Here is a 15,499-nt window from a genome sequence, read left to right as displayed (position 1 = left end):
CCATTATGATTCACAATTTCAAGTGCACCGACCACATTATTATAGCACTCTTTGCCCGCATAGCGGACAAATTTTATGTAAAATCAGCCATTCTTTTTTTCAAATTTCCGGCACACATCCCAGAGCCGCCAATATTATATAATATATTTATTCTTCAGGAGGATACTATGAAAAAATTATTGGCACTTGGTACGGCGCTGCTTTTATGCACTGCCTGCCTCTTTACCGGATGCAGCAAAAAATCCGAGGGAGGTCTGACACCGGTTACTCTTAACGAAGTCGCACATTCCATATTTTACGCTCCCCAGTACGCGGCGATCGAGCTGGGGTATTTTGAGGAAGAGGGCATCGATCTGACTCTGGTTAACGGCGCCGGCGCCGACAAGGTGATGACCGCCCTGATCTCCGGCGACGCGGATATCGGTTTTATGGGCTCTGAAGCCAGCATCTATGTCTACAAGGAAGGCAATGAAGACTACGCCGTCAACTTCGCACAGCTGACGCAGCGGGCCGGCAATTTCGTTGTGGGAAGACAGCCCGAGGAGAATTTCACCTGGTCCAGCTTAAAAGATAAAAAGGTGTTGGGCGGACGTAAAGGCGGGATGCCTCAAATGGTCTTCGAGTATGTGCTTAAGAAGAACGGCATCGACCCGGTCACGGACCTGACCATCGACCAGAGCATTGATTTCGGTCTGACCGCTGCGGCGTTTACCAGCAACGACGCGGACTATACCATCGAATTTGAGCCTTTCGCCACCAAACTGGAGGAAGAGGGATCCGGCTACGTCGTGGCTTCCGTCGGAGTGGATTCCGGATACGTGCCCTATACAGCTTACTGTGCTAAGAAAAGCTATTATGAAAACCATAAGGAGCTCATTCAGGGATTTACGAACGCGATACAGAAGGGCCTGGATTATGTGAACTCCCACAGCGCCGAGGAGATTGCAAAAACCATTCAGCCCCAGTTCAAAGAGACCAATCTGGATACGATCGCAACCATCGTGGGCAGATATAAGGATCAGGACACATGGAAAGGGGACACTATCTTTAATGAAGACAGCTTTGACCTGCTGCAGAATATTCTGGAAGAAGCAGGTGAGCTGGATCAGAAGGTTCCCTACTCGGATCTGGTGACCACCGAGTACTCCGTCAAAGCCGCGAAGCAGTAACAGATCAGGAATCCTAAGACAGCCGCTCCATGACTGATGAATCGGTCATGGAGCGGCTGTCTCGCTCTTTGTTCATAAAAAGCAAATATACCAAATACCGCCCTGCAGAACCTATAATTTTTCCATAATCCAGTCATCTGCTATTTTAGCAGCTTGAGCAGGTGAAGTGTTAGAAGTATCAATTAAAGTAATGCAAGACATGGCTTCATTCGATTGTCGTTTCAACCATCTATTGAAGTCAATGGAATTATTTATCCAATTTTCATCACTCACTCCGCGGCCTTCACGCATTCGATTTATCAAGATTTCATCATCACAGACAACGGCGAGATAGTAAATATTGGTAAACAGTTCTCTTTCCGGCAGATTTTCAAGCTGCTTAGGTATTCTGCAGCCGCATAAAACAACTGGCTTTCCTATCTGCGAAATGTTTGCGCATACCCTTAGCCATAAGCGGTTATACTCGTAATAATCATTATCAGGAGTGTTGTAGATGTTATTCCATAATAAGTCGCTTTCCATTACAATATATTCTTTTTCGTTAATAAATAGTTCGTTACAAAGAGTTGATTTTCCAACACAAGAAGCTCCCGTGATAATGAATAACGGCTGTTTATTCGTAAGTTTCATAAAGACCTCCTAAAGGTACATACCCAGGGAATATATGCAAATGGAGCTGATGCTCCATAACTGATTTCTCAGCTATTTTGCAACAGCCCCCTTTTTCACATTTATGCGGACACAGCCGCATCAATAGCTTCCCTTTTTCAACAGATGCCGCAGGTATCGGAACGTATAGCGTTCTCCTCTGGCCGCCAGCATCTTCAGCACATACAAAAGCTGTGCTCTGGTTTCGGGATGCATCAGATCCGTTTCCGTGCTGTTCTGAAAATAAATCAACGAATCGCTGTCTTTATATGCGTTTCCCTTATAGGTCTTGGATGCCGCGATCCGGTCCATGACCATCTCCACAAAATAGTTTACCGGCATCTTCACGCCGGCCATCCTGCCGCTTTGGATGGAAAAATCCGTCCAGTATTCAAAGTGATGTTTATTTCTCCCCTTGTGATGCATCCAGGCCGTGGAGTAGCCCACCACCTCGCGCTCCCTGGCGTTGGGGCTCCTGGTGCCCTGATAGTAACGGCAGCCCGTCAGAAACTCTGTGGGAGTATATTTGCTCATGTCGTGGAGCAGCCCCTGTTTAAACAGACCCACCCGGAAGCATAACAGCATTACTTTCAGCTTGTGCGCCGTTATGGTACGGAAATGTTCCCAGACTTTCATGAACGTTCTCCTTGCTCTCTCATACGGTTTTCCTTCAGTTTTCCTCCGCCGCCACTTCAGCCACCGCGCTGGCAACCGCCTGCGCGACCTTCTTGTTGAGGGCATTAGGGATGATGCAGTCGGGATTCAGCTCTTCATCGGACACCAGATTGGCCAGCGCATAGGCTGCGCGGATCTTCATGGCCTCCGTGATCTGCTTTGCCCGGACGGACAGCGCACCTTTAAATATGCCCGGGAATACCAGCACGTTGTTGATCTGGTTAGGGAAATCGCTGCGGCCTGTGCCCACCACGGCAGCGCCGCCGCGCTTTGCCTCGTCGGGCATGATTTCCGGCGTCGGGTTCGCCATGGCCAGCACGATGCTGTCCTTTGCCATGGTTGAGACCATCTCTGCGGTCACAAGTCCCGGTTTGGACACTCCGACGAAGATATCCGCGCCCTTTAAAGCGTCGGCCAGAGTTCCCTTAAGCCCCTCGGGATTTGTCACTTTCGCCATCTGCGCCTGGGCATCCGTCATCCAGTCCTCTCCCTCACAGAGGATCCCGAAACGGTCCACCATCGTGACCGTGCCGAAATCCATCTGAAGCAGCAGCTTGGCGATAGCCGTGCCCGCCGCTCCGGCGCCGTTGATCACAATCTTCGCCGTGCCCATCTTCCTGCCTGTCAGCTTCATCGCGTTGAGCAGCGCCGCCGCCACCACGATGGCCGTACCGTGCTGGTCATCGTGAAAGACGGGGATGTCCACCCGCGCTTTTAATTTTTCTTCCACCTCAAAGCATCTGGGGGCGGCGATGTCTTCCAGATTGATGCCGCCGAAACTCTTGGAGATCCTGGCGATGGTATCCACGATGGTGTCCACATCCTGGGAATCCACGCAGAGCGGAAACGCATCCACATCGCCGAACTCCTTAAAGAGCACACATTTGCCCTCCATCACAGGCATCCCGGCCTCCGGCCCGATGTTACCGAGGCCAAGCACGGCGGAACCGTCGGTGATCACGGCCACCAGGTTGCTGCGGCGTGTCAGTTTATAGGACAGCTCCGGATCCTTCTCGATTTCCAGACAGGGCTGCGCCACTCCCGGCGTATATGCTAACGACAGATCCTTCATGGATTCGATGCTCACGCGGGGCACCACTTCGATCTTGCCGTTCCATTCATAATGCTTTTTCAGAGACTCCTCTTTGATATCCATGCTGTTTCCCCCTTATTCCTCGTCATTTGCGCTGGCGCTGTTATCGTATTTGGGCATGCTCTTCTTGCCCGGTACCGTTGTGGCGTTCTTCGCTATATTTTTCTCTGTCTTCGCCGCCTTGGGCTGCTTCACCACTTCCGTCTTAAAAGGCTTGATCTGGCCATAGGTCCATTTCACCAGAAGGCCTGTCAGAATCAGCATGATCGGGGTGGTGATATAGATGATCTTAATTACATTCAGCTGATAGAGCACGCTGGGCACAACAAATACGGCATGGATGCCCATTGCAGCCAAAAGCATTACAGGGCGCTTCTCCGTAAATATGCGGTAAACGATATAAGTCATGCAGATATGGAACACCATCTGGGCGCACTGTTCAATGGACATACAGATATAATCGATGAACGGAGTCTCCACAAAGTCACGGAACACCTGCACCGCGTTTTCCAGATCGGTTCCGGTCATGCCCGCCGTGAGCTCCGTCATGCCCGCGCTGTTGATGCTGGCCATCAGGCCGATATTGGAAACGATGGCCGTGCCGTTCGCCAGTATGGTGGCGCCGATGCCGTATCCCAGACCCATTAAGAGCATATCTCCGAGCTTTGCATGGCGCCTGTCCATATATTTCACCACAAAAAAGCGGCCGCCTTCCTCTATGATACAGACCATCATAAACGAGTAGATCATGGCTGCAGGCCTGTTTGCCAGAAGAAAATCCGCCACCGGTTTAATCATCAGCGGAAGCTGTGTGAGAATCTGCACCAGCATGCCGCCCAGCAGCAGATAAGCCACCACGCCAAACAGCATGGAACGGATCATGCTGGGTCCGAAATGCTTGATCACCTTATACAGCACCACAGCCAGAGCGATCATCAGGATCAGTCCCAGGCCCAGAAACACAATGCTGCTGGTCGGAATTTTCCGCGTCAGATCATAATCAATTGAAGCATCCATCAAGATATTTGTTGAAAACATTTCATCCTCCTACTTATACGTACGCGACGTTTTTCGTCATTCTATAATGATACCATAACTGCCTTCCATTTAAAAGTAAAAAAAAGATTAAGAATATTCAGCGATTTGGGCGGTTCGGCTGGAAAATTTTTCAGAATTTAACCATGAAAATGGGCAAAAACATTTGACAGTTTTCGCAAATTATGCTATGCTGATCTAGGTTGCAGAAGGCAGCCACAACAAATAATTTTTTTTAATTTTTTCGGAGGTATCACGATGAGCAAGGGTACAGTTAAGTGGTTTAACAACCAAAAAGGTTACGGATTTATTTCCGACGAAGATGGAAATGATGTATTCGTTCACTACTCAGGTCTGAACATGGAAGGCTTCAAGTCTCTTGAAGAAGGCCAGGCTGTAGAGTTCGAAGTAGTTAACGGCGCTAAGGGCCCTCAGGCTACTAACGTAACAAAATTATAATCAAAGAATTAGTATTGTGCCTTTATTCATTAAATATAAATTTTGTTTATATTTTGAATTAAGCAGTAATATGTGATTATGAGATTAGCAAAAAGGAGATTGTCGTGTGACAGCCTCCTTTTTGTTTTGCATGGATGCTGTGGCTTTCCCCAGGCATCCTCCTCTTATGAATGGGATGCCGGAAAGATACCTTCCGGCATTCCGGCTCAATGATCGCACTCTGTCAGAATTTCTCGCAGCTCTTCCACAGCAAATTCGTAATTTGTATTGCAGAAATGGCAGTTCACTTCGATGGGCTTACCCTCCGCAATCATGTTCTCAAGCTCCTTTCGGCCCACGCTGACCACAGCCTTCCTCACCCGCTCCTTGCTGCAGTTACAATGAAACCTGGCGGGCATCCGGTCCAGAATCTGAAGCCCCATATCCCCCAGCAGGCTCTTAAGTATATCCTCAGGCGTCATGCCCGACTCCAGCAGCGCCGTCACGGACGTAATCTCACCCAGCCGCTTTTCCAGAGCGGAAATCACCTCCTCCGACGCATCCGGCATCAGCTGTATGATAAACCCCCCGGCCTGGCGCACGGTATTGGTGTCTTTATCCATTAAAACCCCCAGCGCCACCGAAGAGGGCGTCTGCTCGGAAACCGCATAATAATAGGTGAGATCCTCCGCGATCTCCCCGCTGACCAGGGCGGTCTGCCCCACATAGGGTTCCTTCATCCCGATATCGCGGATAACGGTCAGCTCGCCCTTTCCAACCGCGCCGGAGACGTCCAGCTTGCCGTTGGGCTTCGCGTGGATCAGCACCATGGGATTATTCACATATCCCTTCACATCGGCGGAGGAATCCGCCGTCACCGTGATGCCGCCAAGGGGGCCGCTGCCCTTGATCTTCAGCGTCAGCACATCATCGGCGCCCTTCATCATGCTGCCCATCATGGCTCCTGCCGTCAGCAGCCTTCCCAGGGCAGCCGTGGCCACCGGACTGGTGTTATGGGCCTTTCTGGCAGTTTCCGCCACCCCCTTAGTCGTCGCGGCAAACGCGCGGATCTGATAGTCCGCAGCAGCCGCCCTTACTATATAATCTGTCATCGTTTCATTCCTCCATTCGTCCCTGTCCGGATTTGCCGCGCTCTCTTGCCGCCACATAGATGCGGTCCGTAAAGGGGCCCGGCACCTCTTCGGTAAATGCCTCGTAGGCAGCCACAAACTCCATGCCCGCCTTTAAAAGCGCCGCCTTCATCTGTTCCAGCGTATAGGCTCTCTGATAATGGGTCTCCTCCAGTCTGCCGTATCTCCCGTCTTCCCCTTCCAGAAATACGGTGATTTCGTGTTCGTTGATCTGCGTCTCCTCATCGAACACATCCTCCCACAGGAAATATCGATCCTCCCGGTTATCCACAGCCACCGCCTGACTCGCGGCTTCCCTGTACGCATGAGCTGTGGTAAAATCAAACAGAAAAATGCCGCCCGGGTCCAGATAATTATTCACAAGCCGGAATACCGATACCAGCTCTTCCTCTTTCAGCATATAATTGATCGAATCGAACACACAGACCGCGCCCGCCACCGTGCCGTACAGCTCAAATTCCCGCATGTCCTGCTGCAGGTAGAGGATATCCAGCCCGGATTTTTCCCGCTTTTGTATCGCCTCCGCCAGCATATCGCCGGAGCCGTCCACCCCGATCATATCATACCCTTTTCGCGCCAGCAGTTCGGTCACCGTTCCCGTGCCGCAGCCAAGCTCGAGCAAAAGCCCGCCGCAGCAGCCATATTGATTCAATAGCTTCACAATATACTCACACCATTCCTCATAGGGAACGCTGTCCATAAATTCATCGTAAACCGAAGCAAAACCGCTGTAAGTATCCATCTTTTCACCACCTGTACTTTATCCGCAATTTTTCATCGCACGCAGGCGCGTAAGCGCGCTGTTCACGGTAACCCGCCCCTATTTTTAGCGTTATTATTTGCGCCCGCCGATATAGCAGCGACTGTGAATAGTAACGAACAGTAACATTTTAGCAAGTTTACAGATGAAAAGCAACCTTGATTATTTCCTCTGTTTCCCGTATACTTAAAAAGAGTTACTGTTCAGAGATGCCGGTAAAGCCGCGCATGACAGTGCCTGTCATGCGCGGAAGGCTTACGGCATCTGTGGAAAGTACGAGACCGCATTAAATCCATTACAAGGAGCACCCATGCACAAAAGAGTGATACTAAGGCATATACGTAAGAACCAGCTGCAGAGAATGATTCTTCCGATCATCCTGTTAGTGATCTGCATACTTTTATTTCTGGACCTTCCGTTCCGTGATCAGTTGTTTCCCGTTAAGCTGGAGTCCAAAGCAGACTTTAAGGAAGCATTTGCAGCCGGCGCTGCATACGCACAGATTCAGTCCGATACCCTCTATTACTCCGGCTACGATTTTGTCCGTGGCAAGCGGGTGGAGGGGCATTATTATTACAGTTTAAGCGACGGCCGATGCCGCTTTTATCTGCTGAAGGCCGACGCAGACGGGCCGGAAAGCATCCTGGAGCCCGCTATACTGAAAGGCAAGCTGATCTATAAGCAGGATCTGTACACGCAGCTGGTCACTTCCATGTCGCAGAGCCTGGACTGGACCTATCAGGGGCTGGCGTCCATCAGTGAACCTTATTTTTTCTCCACAGTGGATTATACCACAAGCAAGATGATCGTCCTCTATGCGGTGCTGGCCACAGGTTTCGCCGCGGCCTGTCTGGGCTTTCTGCATGCCTTTTTGCTTCTTGGCTTTCCGCAGCTCACGATGGCCATACTGCGGCTGCGGCGCTATGGCAAAAGTTCTAACATATTAGCGGATGTGGAAAAAGAGATGAAAGAGGGCTGTATCGCACAGACCAATACCCTGTATCTCACGCCCCACTACTGCACAGTGCTGGAAAATATCCGCACACTGATCCTGCCGTTAGACTCCCTCATCTGGGTTTATCGGCATACCATACTGCATAAGTTTTTACGGTTCCGTTTTAAACCGAGCTACCATCTGATTTTTGTCCTCAAAAACGGAAAAACCTACGAATGTATGAGATTCACCAAAGAAGAGACAGAGACTGTCATGACAGCAATCGCCGGACGCTATCCAGACGTGTTGATCGGTTTTTCCGACCAGAATAAAGCAGACGCAAAAAAGTTAATGGCCAAATCCCACCGTAAAAAGTATTAATACAGGCGTTACATATGCACCATAGTAATGAATTCCTGCATGGCACGAGTGATATACTTGTGCCTTTTATAATAGAAAAAAATCTGGCGCCTGGATGCATCTCCCCCAAGCTTATAATATACAAGATTCTCAAAAGAAGGTAACTGTGAAACAAGAATATCACTGATAAAGGCGGCGCCTAGCTGTGTGGAAGCCGCCATATAAGCAGTTGCCTGCTGATTTAATTCCAGAACAATATTCGGATGGAATCCAGCTTCTTTACAGAGTTTATCACCGCGAATGCGGGTATCGTTTCCCGGCGTCAGCATAATAAACGGAATGTCAGAAAAGTTCTTCAGCGGGACAGCGGGACAGTCCGGCCGAAGATAGCGCTTCTGCTTAATCTCTTTGTATGAAAGCTGGTATCGAGCCAACCGGACATTCTCACCGAAATGTTTTGGCACCGCCAGCAAAATATCTTCATCACAATAGAATTCTCTGCTGAACAAAGCGTTGTCATAATGATAATAATCAATAACAAAATCCAGCGTATTGTTACTTAACAGCAGCTCTAACTGATCGGTATTGCCCTCTGTAAGCTTGATCGTTACCTCCGGGTACGTCTGCTTAAATCTGGTAATCATCGGTGTCAGAACATATGCGGCAAAGAGGTTGCTGCCGCCCATTGATAAATGGCCTGATCTTAAAGTGTTTAAATTGTTGATATAATTTTCCATCTGCTGCTCAATCTGTGAGATCTCTTCTGCCGCCTTTATATATGCTTCTCCAACTTCCGTAAGCCGTATAGGCGTAGTGCTGCGGTCAAAAAGCGGCGATCCCAGCCTCTGTTCAATTTTCTTAATTCGCGCGCTTAGAGATGGCTGGCTAATATACAGATTTTGCGCTGCCTTGGAGAAGCTTTTCTCTTTATAGACTTCATAAACATATTTTTTCCATGTGAACATGAGATTCCCCGCAATATCATAGTTAAATTAATATAATATGTATATCATTATAAGTATTTGATTATATTATAAGTCTTTGTTATCATTTTGTAAATAAAATATTGCAGGGGAAAGGATGGAAAACTACAATGAGAAAAATTGAAAGCGCAAAAAAACTGAGCTATGTGCATTCAGATATACGCGGCTCCTTATTTATGGAAGCCATGCGAATGGAAGAACAGGGTATCGATGTATTAAAATTAAATACAGGAAATCCGGCAGCCTTCGGATTTGAATTGCCGGAAAGCGTTAGAGCCGCTTTAGACGGGCAGGAGGCATTGGGACTCGGTTATTGCGACTTTAAAGGTATGCCGCAGGCCAGGGAGGCAATTTATGACTATGAAGCCGGCAAAGGGATATCCGGATTTACATCTGATGATGTATTTATTGGTAACGGTGTCAGTGAAGTGGCTTCTTTTGCTCTTACGCCGCTCTTAAATGATGGTGACGAAGTGCTGGTCCCTGCACCCGGCTATTCTCTTTGGAGCAATTCGGTTTATCTGGCAGGCGGCCGTCCGGTGTTTTATATATGCGATGAGAAAGCTGATTGGTATCCGGATATTCAGGATATCAGATCAAAGATCAGTCCCAGGACTAAGGCTCTCATCTTAATTAATCCGAATAATCCGACGGGTGTGTTCTATCCGAAAGAGATATTAATACGGATTGCAGAAATTGCAGAAGAACATAATTTATTGATTTTTTCAGATGAAATATATGACCGATTGGTAATGGACGGTTTAAAGCATACATCCATTGCATCACTGGCTCCGGACTTACCGGTCGTAACAATGAACGGACTGTCCAAGTCCCATTGCCTGTGCGGTTACCGCTGCGGCTGGATGGTGATCAGCGGTCCGCATAATCTGACGGAGGAGTATAAACAGGGCATAAGACAGCTGACATCCATGCGGTTGTGTGCAAATACTTTAGCGCAGTTAGTTATTCCGGCCGCGTTAAAGGATACAGAAACTCCAAACTCCATGGTGATGCCAGGCGGCCGTTTATATGAGCAGAGAGAAGCTGCTGTTGCGGAATTGAAAAAAATAGACGGAATTTCTTTTGTTAAAAACAACAGTGCGTTTTATCTGTTTCCAAAACTGGATATCCAACGATTCAACATTACGGATGACAGAAAGTTTGCAAAAGATTTATTGCATGCTGCAAACATTCTGTTAGTGCCTGGAAGCGGTTTCGATTGGCAGATGCCGGATCATTTCCGCATTGTAATGCTCCCTGAAAAGGAAGTTCTCCGCAATGCCGTGAAAAGACTGGGTGTATTTTTGGATCATTATCATCAGACATAATTCATATACCGGCCGTTTTTTCCGATCAGTATAAGCGGACAAAAAAATACTAAAAAATCCGAATGAACTGTATAAACGCCAAAAAACCGGTCATACTATAATTAATCTGTTGAGTGATGACGAACGAAACTTCCCCCCAAAGGTTGTCATTTGGCAGATTGACCACCAAAGACAAAAGAAATACTTATCCTCCCCTTTTTAATACCCCATCTGCCGGTCGAAACGGCAGATGGGGTATTTTTCGTTCAATAGCTCCACTTGCGGGATTCTTTTTACAGTTCTTCTCTGCCAAACGCCTTCTTAGCCAGTTCAATAAATTTGACCAGATTCGCGTTCGTTCCCCCGCATGTCCGGATATCCTTCAGTATGATTTCCACTATACATCCCCGGGTCTGTCCGGCCACCCGGCAGAGCCAGTCATATATTTCCGCCTCGTCAAATCCGGCGCACAGCCTCGCCGGATCCGGTTTCCATGAGAATATCGCCCGGTCCCGGATATTTTCTGCCGCAAGCTCCACATCCGACCAGGGGCTGACGCTTATGCGGCGCAGGTTGGTTATATGGCGGAATACGGCGTCATACTTGCGGTCCATGGGTTCGCAGCAGCCATAGCAGCCGAGGCCGAACCGGTTTAAGCCGATCTTCTGGTTTCGCAGCGCGAATTCCTCGAACATCTCGCCGGATACGCAGGAAAATTCCTGGGCATCCGCAAAGCCCCACATATCCTTAAGCAGTACCTCCTGGGGAGGCTTTCGTTCCACGTTCAGATATCCCAGACCCCCGGAACCGGTATATACATTGGTCCGGTTATCAAACAGGCGGTGCTCCCTTTCCAGGCGGTCCAGCAGATCCGCCTTGCTCTCTGCCATATGGTTCAGCACCTGATGCAGCCGCTCCGGTTCATCATACAGATCAAACAAGAGCTCCTGCAGTCCTCTAAGATGCACCAGTTCAATCAGCAGGCTCTGCACCAGCACGCTGTAGGGCAGATGAAATTCCGCCCGGATTCTGCCGTCCAGCGCCTCATCATACAGCTCCTCAAGCCTTTTTCTCTCGTTCACATCCTCGATAAAATCCACCCGATGCATAAGCAGGCGTTCATAATCCTGATCGGTTTTCAAATAATTGTCCAGATGATAGGCGTTCTTTCCGACTTCCTTCTTGTTGATCGGAATTCCCCACGCGCTTTTCTGGTCTCTGTGGCCGTACAGATATCCGGTATATTCTCCCGGGATATCAAAATAGACAGCCGGCTCGAAGGCGAAGTCATCCTTCAGCCACTCCCCCTGATACAGATACTGCTTCAGCTTTCTTTCCAGCAGTCTAAGATCTTTATCCTCACAGACCAGGCTCTCCTCCGGCACCAGCTCCAGCCATGCGCCGTCCTCGTCCGGACAGACCCAGATGAGCGGAGGCACATCTTTATTTAACTCATTGTGATCCGCCCATCTTTGGCGCTTCACTTCATTTTCCGGCGCGGCTGCCAGCTCAGACAGGCGGTCCGCCAGTTCTCTTAAATACCTGCACTGTTCCCCGAACGTCATACGGTCTCCTTCCCAAGTAACGGCCGCTATTCTCTGGTATGTGTTTCCACATAGCGGACAATCTCTTCCGCCTGCCCGGCATCCTCGGCTTCTGTGTGTATGTAGAGCCCTTTTGAGGAAAGCTCCGACATGAGTATGGGCACATCCGAAGGCGGCGCCATGATGATCAGGCCCTTGCCAGCCTCCTGGATACGTTTTAACACAGGGATATAGTGCCCGGCCGATTTCTGCCCGGCCACATGGGTCCACTGGATAGCCCGCAGCTTTTCTAACGCCAGGATATGCACCAGATGCTTTTCCTGCTCGATGCCGTCAAAATGATAGACCGGATATTCCAGCCACTCCATCTGCTGCTTCAGCTCATCCACCGCAAATTCCTCATACATATCGGCCGAAAACATCACCGACATGTCGCACTGCATATGGGTCAGCCTGCCCGGCGCCAGAAGGTGCATCCACGCATGAGCCCCGCCGCCGTTTAACTCTCTGCTGATCTGATAGAACATCTCATTAGTACTGATCCATCCACGGTTCACTATATCGATGGCGTGTTTCACCTGCTCCGACTCCTCCAGCATATCGATCAGCACATTTTCCGTCCCATAAAGGTGGCCCAGCGCGTCGATGGTGCCGGTGCTGTCCGGCATGCCCACAAAATATTGATCCTTCCCTCTCTCCGTCAGATAGCGGGCGATTTCCAGATGTTCCTTAAGCAAGGTTTCCGTATAGGCATTGTCCGCATCCTCCAGGCTGTCCCAGACCGGATCGAACCAGATCGTGTCGTTGCCGTACACAGGCCTCGCTCCGTAATAATTGCAATGGCCCGAAGTTCCGTAGTTCTGGAAAATGACCGGCAGCACATCGCCGCCCATCCAGGTGCGCTCAAGCCTCGCGATATTCTCCCTGTAGATGGTCTCCGGGTCCGTCCAATACGCCTTAAGGGCCGCCGGATCTTTCCTCAGGTCATGCGGATTCTCAAACATGGAGATGTGGTCTCCCTTTTTCTTCGGCGCCAGTACGCAGACACAGGCCCGGTCCACGATTTCCCGGTTCCAGAACGCGTACAGGCGCTCCCTCACCTTATCGATATCCTCTTTATATTTCATAGCTCCTCCTGATCCGTATGTCCAATACGTTATCCGACGGTTGGCGTTTCGTCTATGCAGACCTTCTCATGGGTGATTTCCACCTGATGCATGCCGCCCTTAAAGCAAACCGGAAATCTCACCGCGCGCCAGGATTTGGGCAGCATCGGCGCAAAGGTCAGCTCATCCGTCTCATAGGCTCTGCTCATGCCGCAGAATCCGAAGATCACAGCCTGCCAGATGCCGCCGCAGTTGGCGATATGGATGCCCTCCGCCGCACCGCCCTTCGTCTCATCCAGATCGATGTCCAGCGCCCTCTCAAAGAATTCGCATGCTTCCTCCGGTTTGCCTCTAAGGCAGCATAAAATGGAATGAATGATGCACGAAAGGGAAGAATCGTGCGTGGTATAGGGCAGATAATACCGGTAATTTTCTTCCAGCGCCTCCCGGTCAAAGGCTTTCGGGAACAGATAAAACAGCATCAGCACGTCTGCCTGCTTCAGCGCCTTAGTCCGGTAATTGCGCTCCTGGGATACAAAACTTCCGAAGGCTTTGGTTTTATCCGGCCACAGGCGGTCAAAATCCGGCTCCTCCAGCTGTTCAAACTCCGCGCACTGCAGGATCACTTTATCATCCCTGCGGCGGATTGTAAGCCGGTCCGCCGCGCTTTGAATCTTTTGAAGAAACGCTTCATCCGCCCCCAGGGCTTTGGCAGCCTCCGGATTTTTCTCCTGAAGCATCTCAACAATCCGGACGGTGTGCAGCAGGGACTGACGCACCATATAGTTTGTATAGGCGTTGTCGCTGCACAGGCAGACATATTCGTCAGGGCCCATGACGCCGTTGATATGAACACAGCCGTCCTCCCCCTCGTAGCTGCGCTCCAGCCAGTATCTGGCCGTTTCCACAAATACCGGCGCTGCCTGTTCCAGAAACTCCTCATCCTTTGTGGCACAGAAATAGTGCCACAGGCCAAAGGCCACATCCGCCGTGATATGCACCTCATGATCCCCGTACTGCCAGTTGGGGCACTGCTCCTCGCCGGTCAGGCCGGATTCCCAGGGGTATCTGGCCCCCGCGTATCCGTACGCTGCGGCATTTTTCTTAGCGCCCTCAAGCGTCCGTATCCGAAACCGTTCCAGCATCTTCGCCGCCTCCGGCCTGGTGTAGAGGAAAAAGGGGAGCAGATAGACTTCCGTATCCCAGAAGTAGTGTCCGAAATAAGCCTCCCCCGCAAAGCCCTTGGCGCAGACAGCGATCCTGTCATCCCGGTCATTGCAGCTGCGAAGCAGATGATATACGGAGAAATTAACGGCAAGCTGCGCCTTTTCATCCCCTTCAATGGTGACCCGGCTCATGTCCCACAGCCGTTTCCAGGCCCGGCAGTGTTCCTCCCACAGCTCCTCCTGCCTGGAAACAGCTGTCTGCAGCCGCTTCCGGATCGCCTCCAGGCTTAACAGCCCTTCCGGGTCTCTGGAGGTGGAAACCATGGACAGGCGGATCACCTCGGCTTCCTGCCCTTTTGCGAGCCTTACTTCGGCGGCGCTCATATCCGCCTCCGGCGTAAATTCGGCCTGGGGCGACACGGTCAGAGCGGCCACGCGAACCTCGTCGCCAGTATCCGTCTTCAGATAGACGCAGACCAGCCCGCCCAGAGCCTGTTTTTCCACATGGGTGAAATGATTGTACCCGTTTGTCTTCACTTTCTCATCCACGGTGCCCTTCATGGACAGAAGCAGGCTGCCGTCCTCCGGACAAAAGCGCATCTTCTGCACGATCAGATTCCGGCAGTCCATGGAGACATAGCGCCGGTAGCTGCAGGACAGTTTGGCGCCGCCTTTTGTCTCCCAGATAAACTCCCTGGAAAGCAGTGCACGGTTCAGATCCAGCTGCCTTACGTAGCCGCTGATCCGGCTTTCATCCATATCGAGGTCCTCGCCGTCAGCCGCCACATAAAAAGCAAGCGGATTGGGCAGGTTTACCAGCTCTTCTCTAAGCAGCGGATGGCTGCCGGTTATGCCGGGCACGTAGGTTCCGCATTTGGAACGCGGGTGGCGGGGCTTTTCAATTGTCACATTGGCTGGCAGCCGCATGTATTCCTCGTTCTGGTCCGCTGCCTTAAGCCCTTCCTCAAAGCTCCCTCTGATATGGAGATACCCCGATCCCTGCGCAAATACACCCTCATAATGCTTTGAGGACTGCATCTGAATCCCTTCTTCCGCAATTACATCGGTCCTGAATAATGATCCCATAGCTTCTTATTATCTCCTCTTAGTACAATTAGTGCCCCATTCCG

Annotated in this window: 14 protein-coding genes; 4 read left to right on the top strand and 10 right to left on the bottom strand. The window is 50.4% G+C overall.

The features are described from left to right. The first annotated feature begins 167 nt into the window (after positions 1–167). The gene (locus DWZ56_RS19595) at positions 168–1,169 is read left to right on the top strand and encodes an ABC transporter substrate-binding protein (protein WP_118558292.1); all 1,002 of its coding nucleotides are present in this window, start codon (positions 168–170) and stop codon (positions 1,167–1,169) included. A 111-nt stretch (positions 1,170–1,280) separates the two neighbouring features. Here the strand turns inward: DWZ56_RS19595 and DWZ56_RS19590 are convergent, their stop codons facing one another. The 4 genes from DWZ56_RS19590 to DWZ56_RS19575 form a co-directional block, all read right to left on the bottom strand. Next, on the bottom strand, positions 1,281–1,799 hold the full coding sequence (locus DWZ56_RS19590; protein WP_118558291.1) for an AAA family ATPase: 519 nt from the start codon (positions 1,797–1,799) through the stop codon (positions 1,281–1,283). A gap of 120 nt (positions 1,800–1,919) precedes the next feature. Next, a complete protein-coding gene (locus DWZ56_RS19585) occupies positions 1,920–2,453 on the bottom strand; it encodes a DUF5662 family protein (RefSeq protein ID WP_118558290.1) in 534 nt (177 codons plus the stop codon). 34 nt (positions 2,454–2,487) lie between these two features. Beyond that, a complete protein-coding gene (locus DWZ56_RS19580; protein WP_118558289.1) occupies positions 2,488–3,648 on the bottom strand; it encodes an NAD(P)-dependent malic enzyme in 1,161 nt (386 codons plus the stop codon). 12 nt (positions 3,649–3,660) lie between these two features. After that, positions 3,661–4,623: a YhfC family glutamic-type intramembrane protease gene (locus DWZ56_RS19575; RefSeq protein ID WP_118558288.1), complete on the bottom strand. Its 963-nt coding sequence runs from the start codon at positions 4,621–4,623 to the stop codon at positions 3,661–3,663. 255 nt (positions 4,624–4,878) lie between these two features. On the opposite strand from DWZ56_RS19575, the gene DWZ56_RS19570 reads away from it, so the two are divergent. Next, entirely contained in the window at positions 4,879–5,079 is a 201-nt protein-coding gene (locus DWZ56_RS19570; protein WP_118558287.1) for a cold-shock protein, read from the top strand. Positions 5,080–5,285: 206 nt separating this feature from the next. Here DWZ56_RS19570 and hslO read toward each other — a convergent pair whose 3' ends face one another. Further along, entirely contained in the window at positions 5,286–6,170 is an 885-nt protein-coding gene (hslO, locus tag DWZ56_RS19565; protein WP_118558286.1) for an Hsp33 family molecular chaperone HslO, read from the bottom strand. 4 nt (positions 6,171–6,174) lie between these two features. After that, positions 6,175–6,951 carry a class I SAM-dependent DNA methyltransferase gene (locus DWZ56_RS19560; protein WP_118558285.1) on the bottom strand — a complete coding sequence of 259 codons (777 nt, stop codon included), beginning with the start codon at positions 6,949–6,951 and terminating at the stop codon, positions 6,175–6,177. Positions 6,952–7,279: 328 nt separating this feature from the next. Between DWZ56_RS19560 and DWZ56_RS19555 the strand changes: the two genes are divergently transcribed. After that, entirely contained in the window at positions 7,280–8,284 is a 1,005-nt protein-coding gene (locus DWZ56_RS19555) for a DUF6709 family protein (RefSeq protein WP_118558284.1), read from the top strand. A gap of 8 nt (positions 8,285–8,292) precedes the next feature. Here DWZ56_RS19555 and DWZ56_RS19550 read toward each other — a convergent pair whose 3' ends face one another. Further along, the gene (locus DWZ56_RS19550) at positions 8,293–9,228 is read right to left on the bottom strand and encodes a LysR family transcriptional regulator (RefSeq protein WP_118558283.1); all 936 of its coding nucleotides are present in this window, start codon (positions 9,226–9,228) and stop codon (positions 8,293–8,295) included. A 128-nt stretch (positions 9,229–9,356) separates the two neighbouring features. On the opposite strand from DWZ56_RS19550, the gene DWZ56_RS19545 reads away from it, so the two are divergent. Beyond that, a complete protein-coding gene (locus DWZ56_RS19545; RefSeq protein WP_118558282.1) occupies positions 9,357–10,574 on the top strand; it encodes an aminotransferase class I/II-fold pyridoxal phosphate-dependent enzyme in 1,218 nt (405 codons plus the stop codon). Positions 10,575–10,846: 272 nt separating this feature from the next. Here the strand turns inward: DWZ56_RS19545 and DWZ56_RS19540 are convergent, their stop codons facing one another. From DWZ56_RS19540 to DWZ56_RS19530, 3 genes are read right to left on the bottom strand one after another with little or no spacing between them, the layout of a single operon-like run. After that, complete coding sequence (locus tag DWZ56_RS19540) at positions 10,847–12,118, bottom strand: hypothetical protein (RefSeq protein WP_118558281.1); 1,272 nt, start codon at positions 12,116–12,118, stop codon at positions 10,847–10,849. Positions 12,119–12,144: 26 nt separating this feature from the next. Next, the gene (locus tag DWZ56_RS19535; RefSeq protein WP_118558280.1) at positions 12,145–13,224 is read right to left on the bottom strand and encodes a trimethylamine corrinoid protein 2; all 1,080 of its coding nucleotides are present in this window, start codon (positions 13,222–13,224) and stop codon (positions 12,145–12,147) included. A gap of 29 nt (positions 13,225–13,253) precedes the next feature. After that, positions 13,254–15,455: a glycosyl hydrolase family 65 protein gene (locus DWZ56_RS19530; RefSeq protein WP_118558279.1), complete on the bottom strand. Its 2,202-nt coding sequence runs from the start codon at positions 15,453–15,455 to the stop codon at positions 13,254–13,256. Positions 15,456–15,499: the final 44 nt, after the last annotated feature.

Origin of the sequence: Lachnotalea sp. AF33-28, from assembly GCF_003477885.1 — a bacterium.
In the GTDB taxonomy this organism is placed as follows: Bacteria; Bacillota; Clostridia; order Lachnospirales; family Lachnospiraceae; genus AF33-28.
This window is presented reverse-complemented; position numbering and strand designations above follow the sequence as displayed.

Excerpts from the sequence above, each read along its gene's own strand:
- DWZ56_RS19530 (WP_118558279.1), bottom strand. The coding sequence starts at position 15,455 with ATGGGATCATTATTCAGGACCGATGTAATTGCGGAAGAAGGGATTCAG.
- DWZ56_RS19585 (WP_118558290.1), bottom strand. The coding sequence starts at position 2,453 with ATGAAAGTCTGGGAACATTTCCGTACCATAACGGCGCACAAGCTGAAA.
- DWZ56_RS19550 (WP_118558283.1), bottom strand. The coding sequence starts at position 9,228 with ATGTTCACATGGAAAAAATATGTTTATGAAGTCTATAAAGAGAAAAGC.
- DWZ56_RS19590 (WP_118558291.1), bottom strand. The coding sequence starts at position 1,799 with ATGAAACTTACGAATAAACAGCCGTTATTCATTATCACGGGAGCTTCT.
- DWZ56_RS19560 (WP_118558285.1), bottom strand. The coding sequence starts at position 6,951 with ATGGATACTTACAGCGGTTTTGCTTCGGTTTACGATGAATTTATGGAC.
- hslO (WP_118558286.1), bottom strand. The coding sequence starts at position 6,170 with ATGACAGATTATATAGTAAGGGCGGCTGCTGCGGACTATCAGATCCGC.
- DWZ56_RS19555 (WP_118558284.1), top strand. The coding sequence starts at position 7,280 with ATGCACAAAAGAGTGATACTAAGGCATATACGTAAGAACCAGCTGCAG.
- DWZ56_RS19595 (WP_118558292.1), top strand. The coding sequence starts at position 168 with ATGAAAAAATTATTGGCACTTGGTACGGCGCTGCTTTTATGCACTGCC.
- DWZ56_RS19575 (WP_118558288.1), bottom strand. The coding sequence starts at position 4,623 with ATGTTTTCAACAAATATCTTGATGGATGCTTCAATTGATTATGATCTG.
- DWZ56_RS19570 (WP_118558287.1), top strand. The coding sequence starts at position 4,879 with ATGAGCAAGGGTACAGTTAAGTGGTTTAACAACCAAAAAGGTTACGGA.
- DWZ56_RS19545 (WP_118558282.1), top strand. The coding sequence starts at position 9,357 with ATGAGAAAAATTGAAAGCGCAAAAAAACTGAGCTATGTGCATTCAGAT.
- DWZ56_RS19580 (WP_118558289.1), bottom strand. The coding sequence starts at position 3,648 with ATGGATATCAAAGAGGAGTCTCTGAAAAAGCATTATGAATGGAACGGC.
- DWZ56_RS19535 (WP_118558280.1), bottom strand. The coding sequence starts at position 13,224 with ATGAAATATAAAGAGGATATCGATAAGGTGAGGGAGCGCCTGTACGCG.
- DWZ56_RS19540 (WP_118558281.1), bottom strand. The coding sequence starts at position 12,118 with ATGACGTTCGGGGAACAGTGCAGGTATTTAAGAGAACTGGCGGACCGC.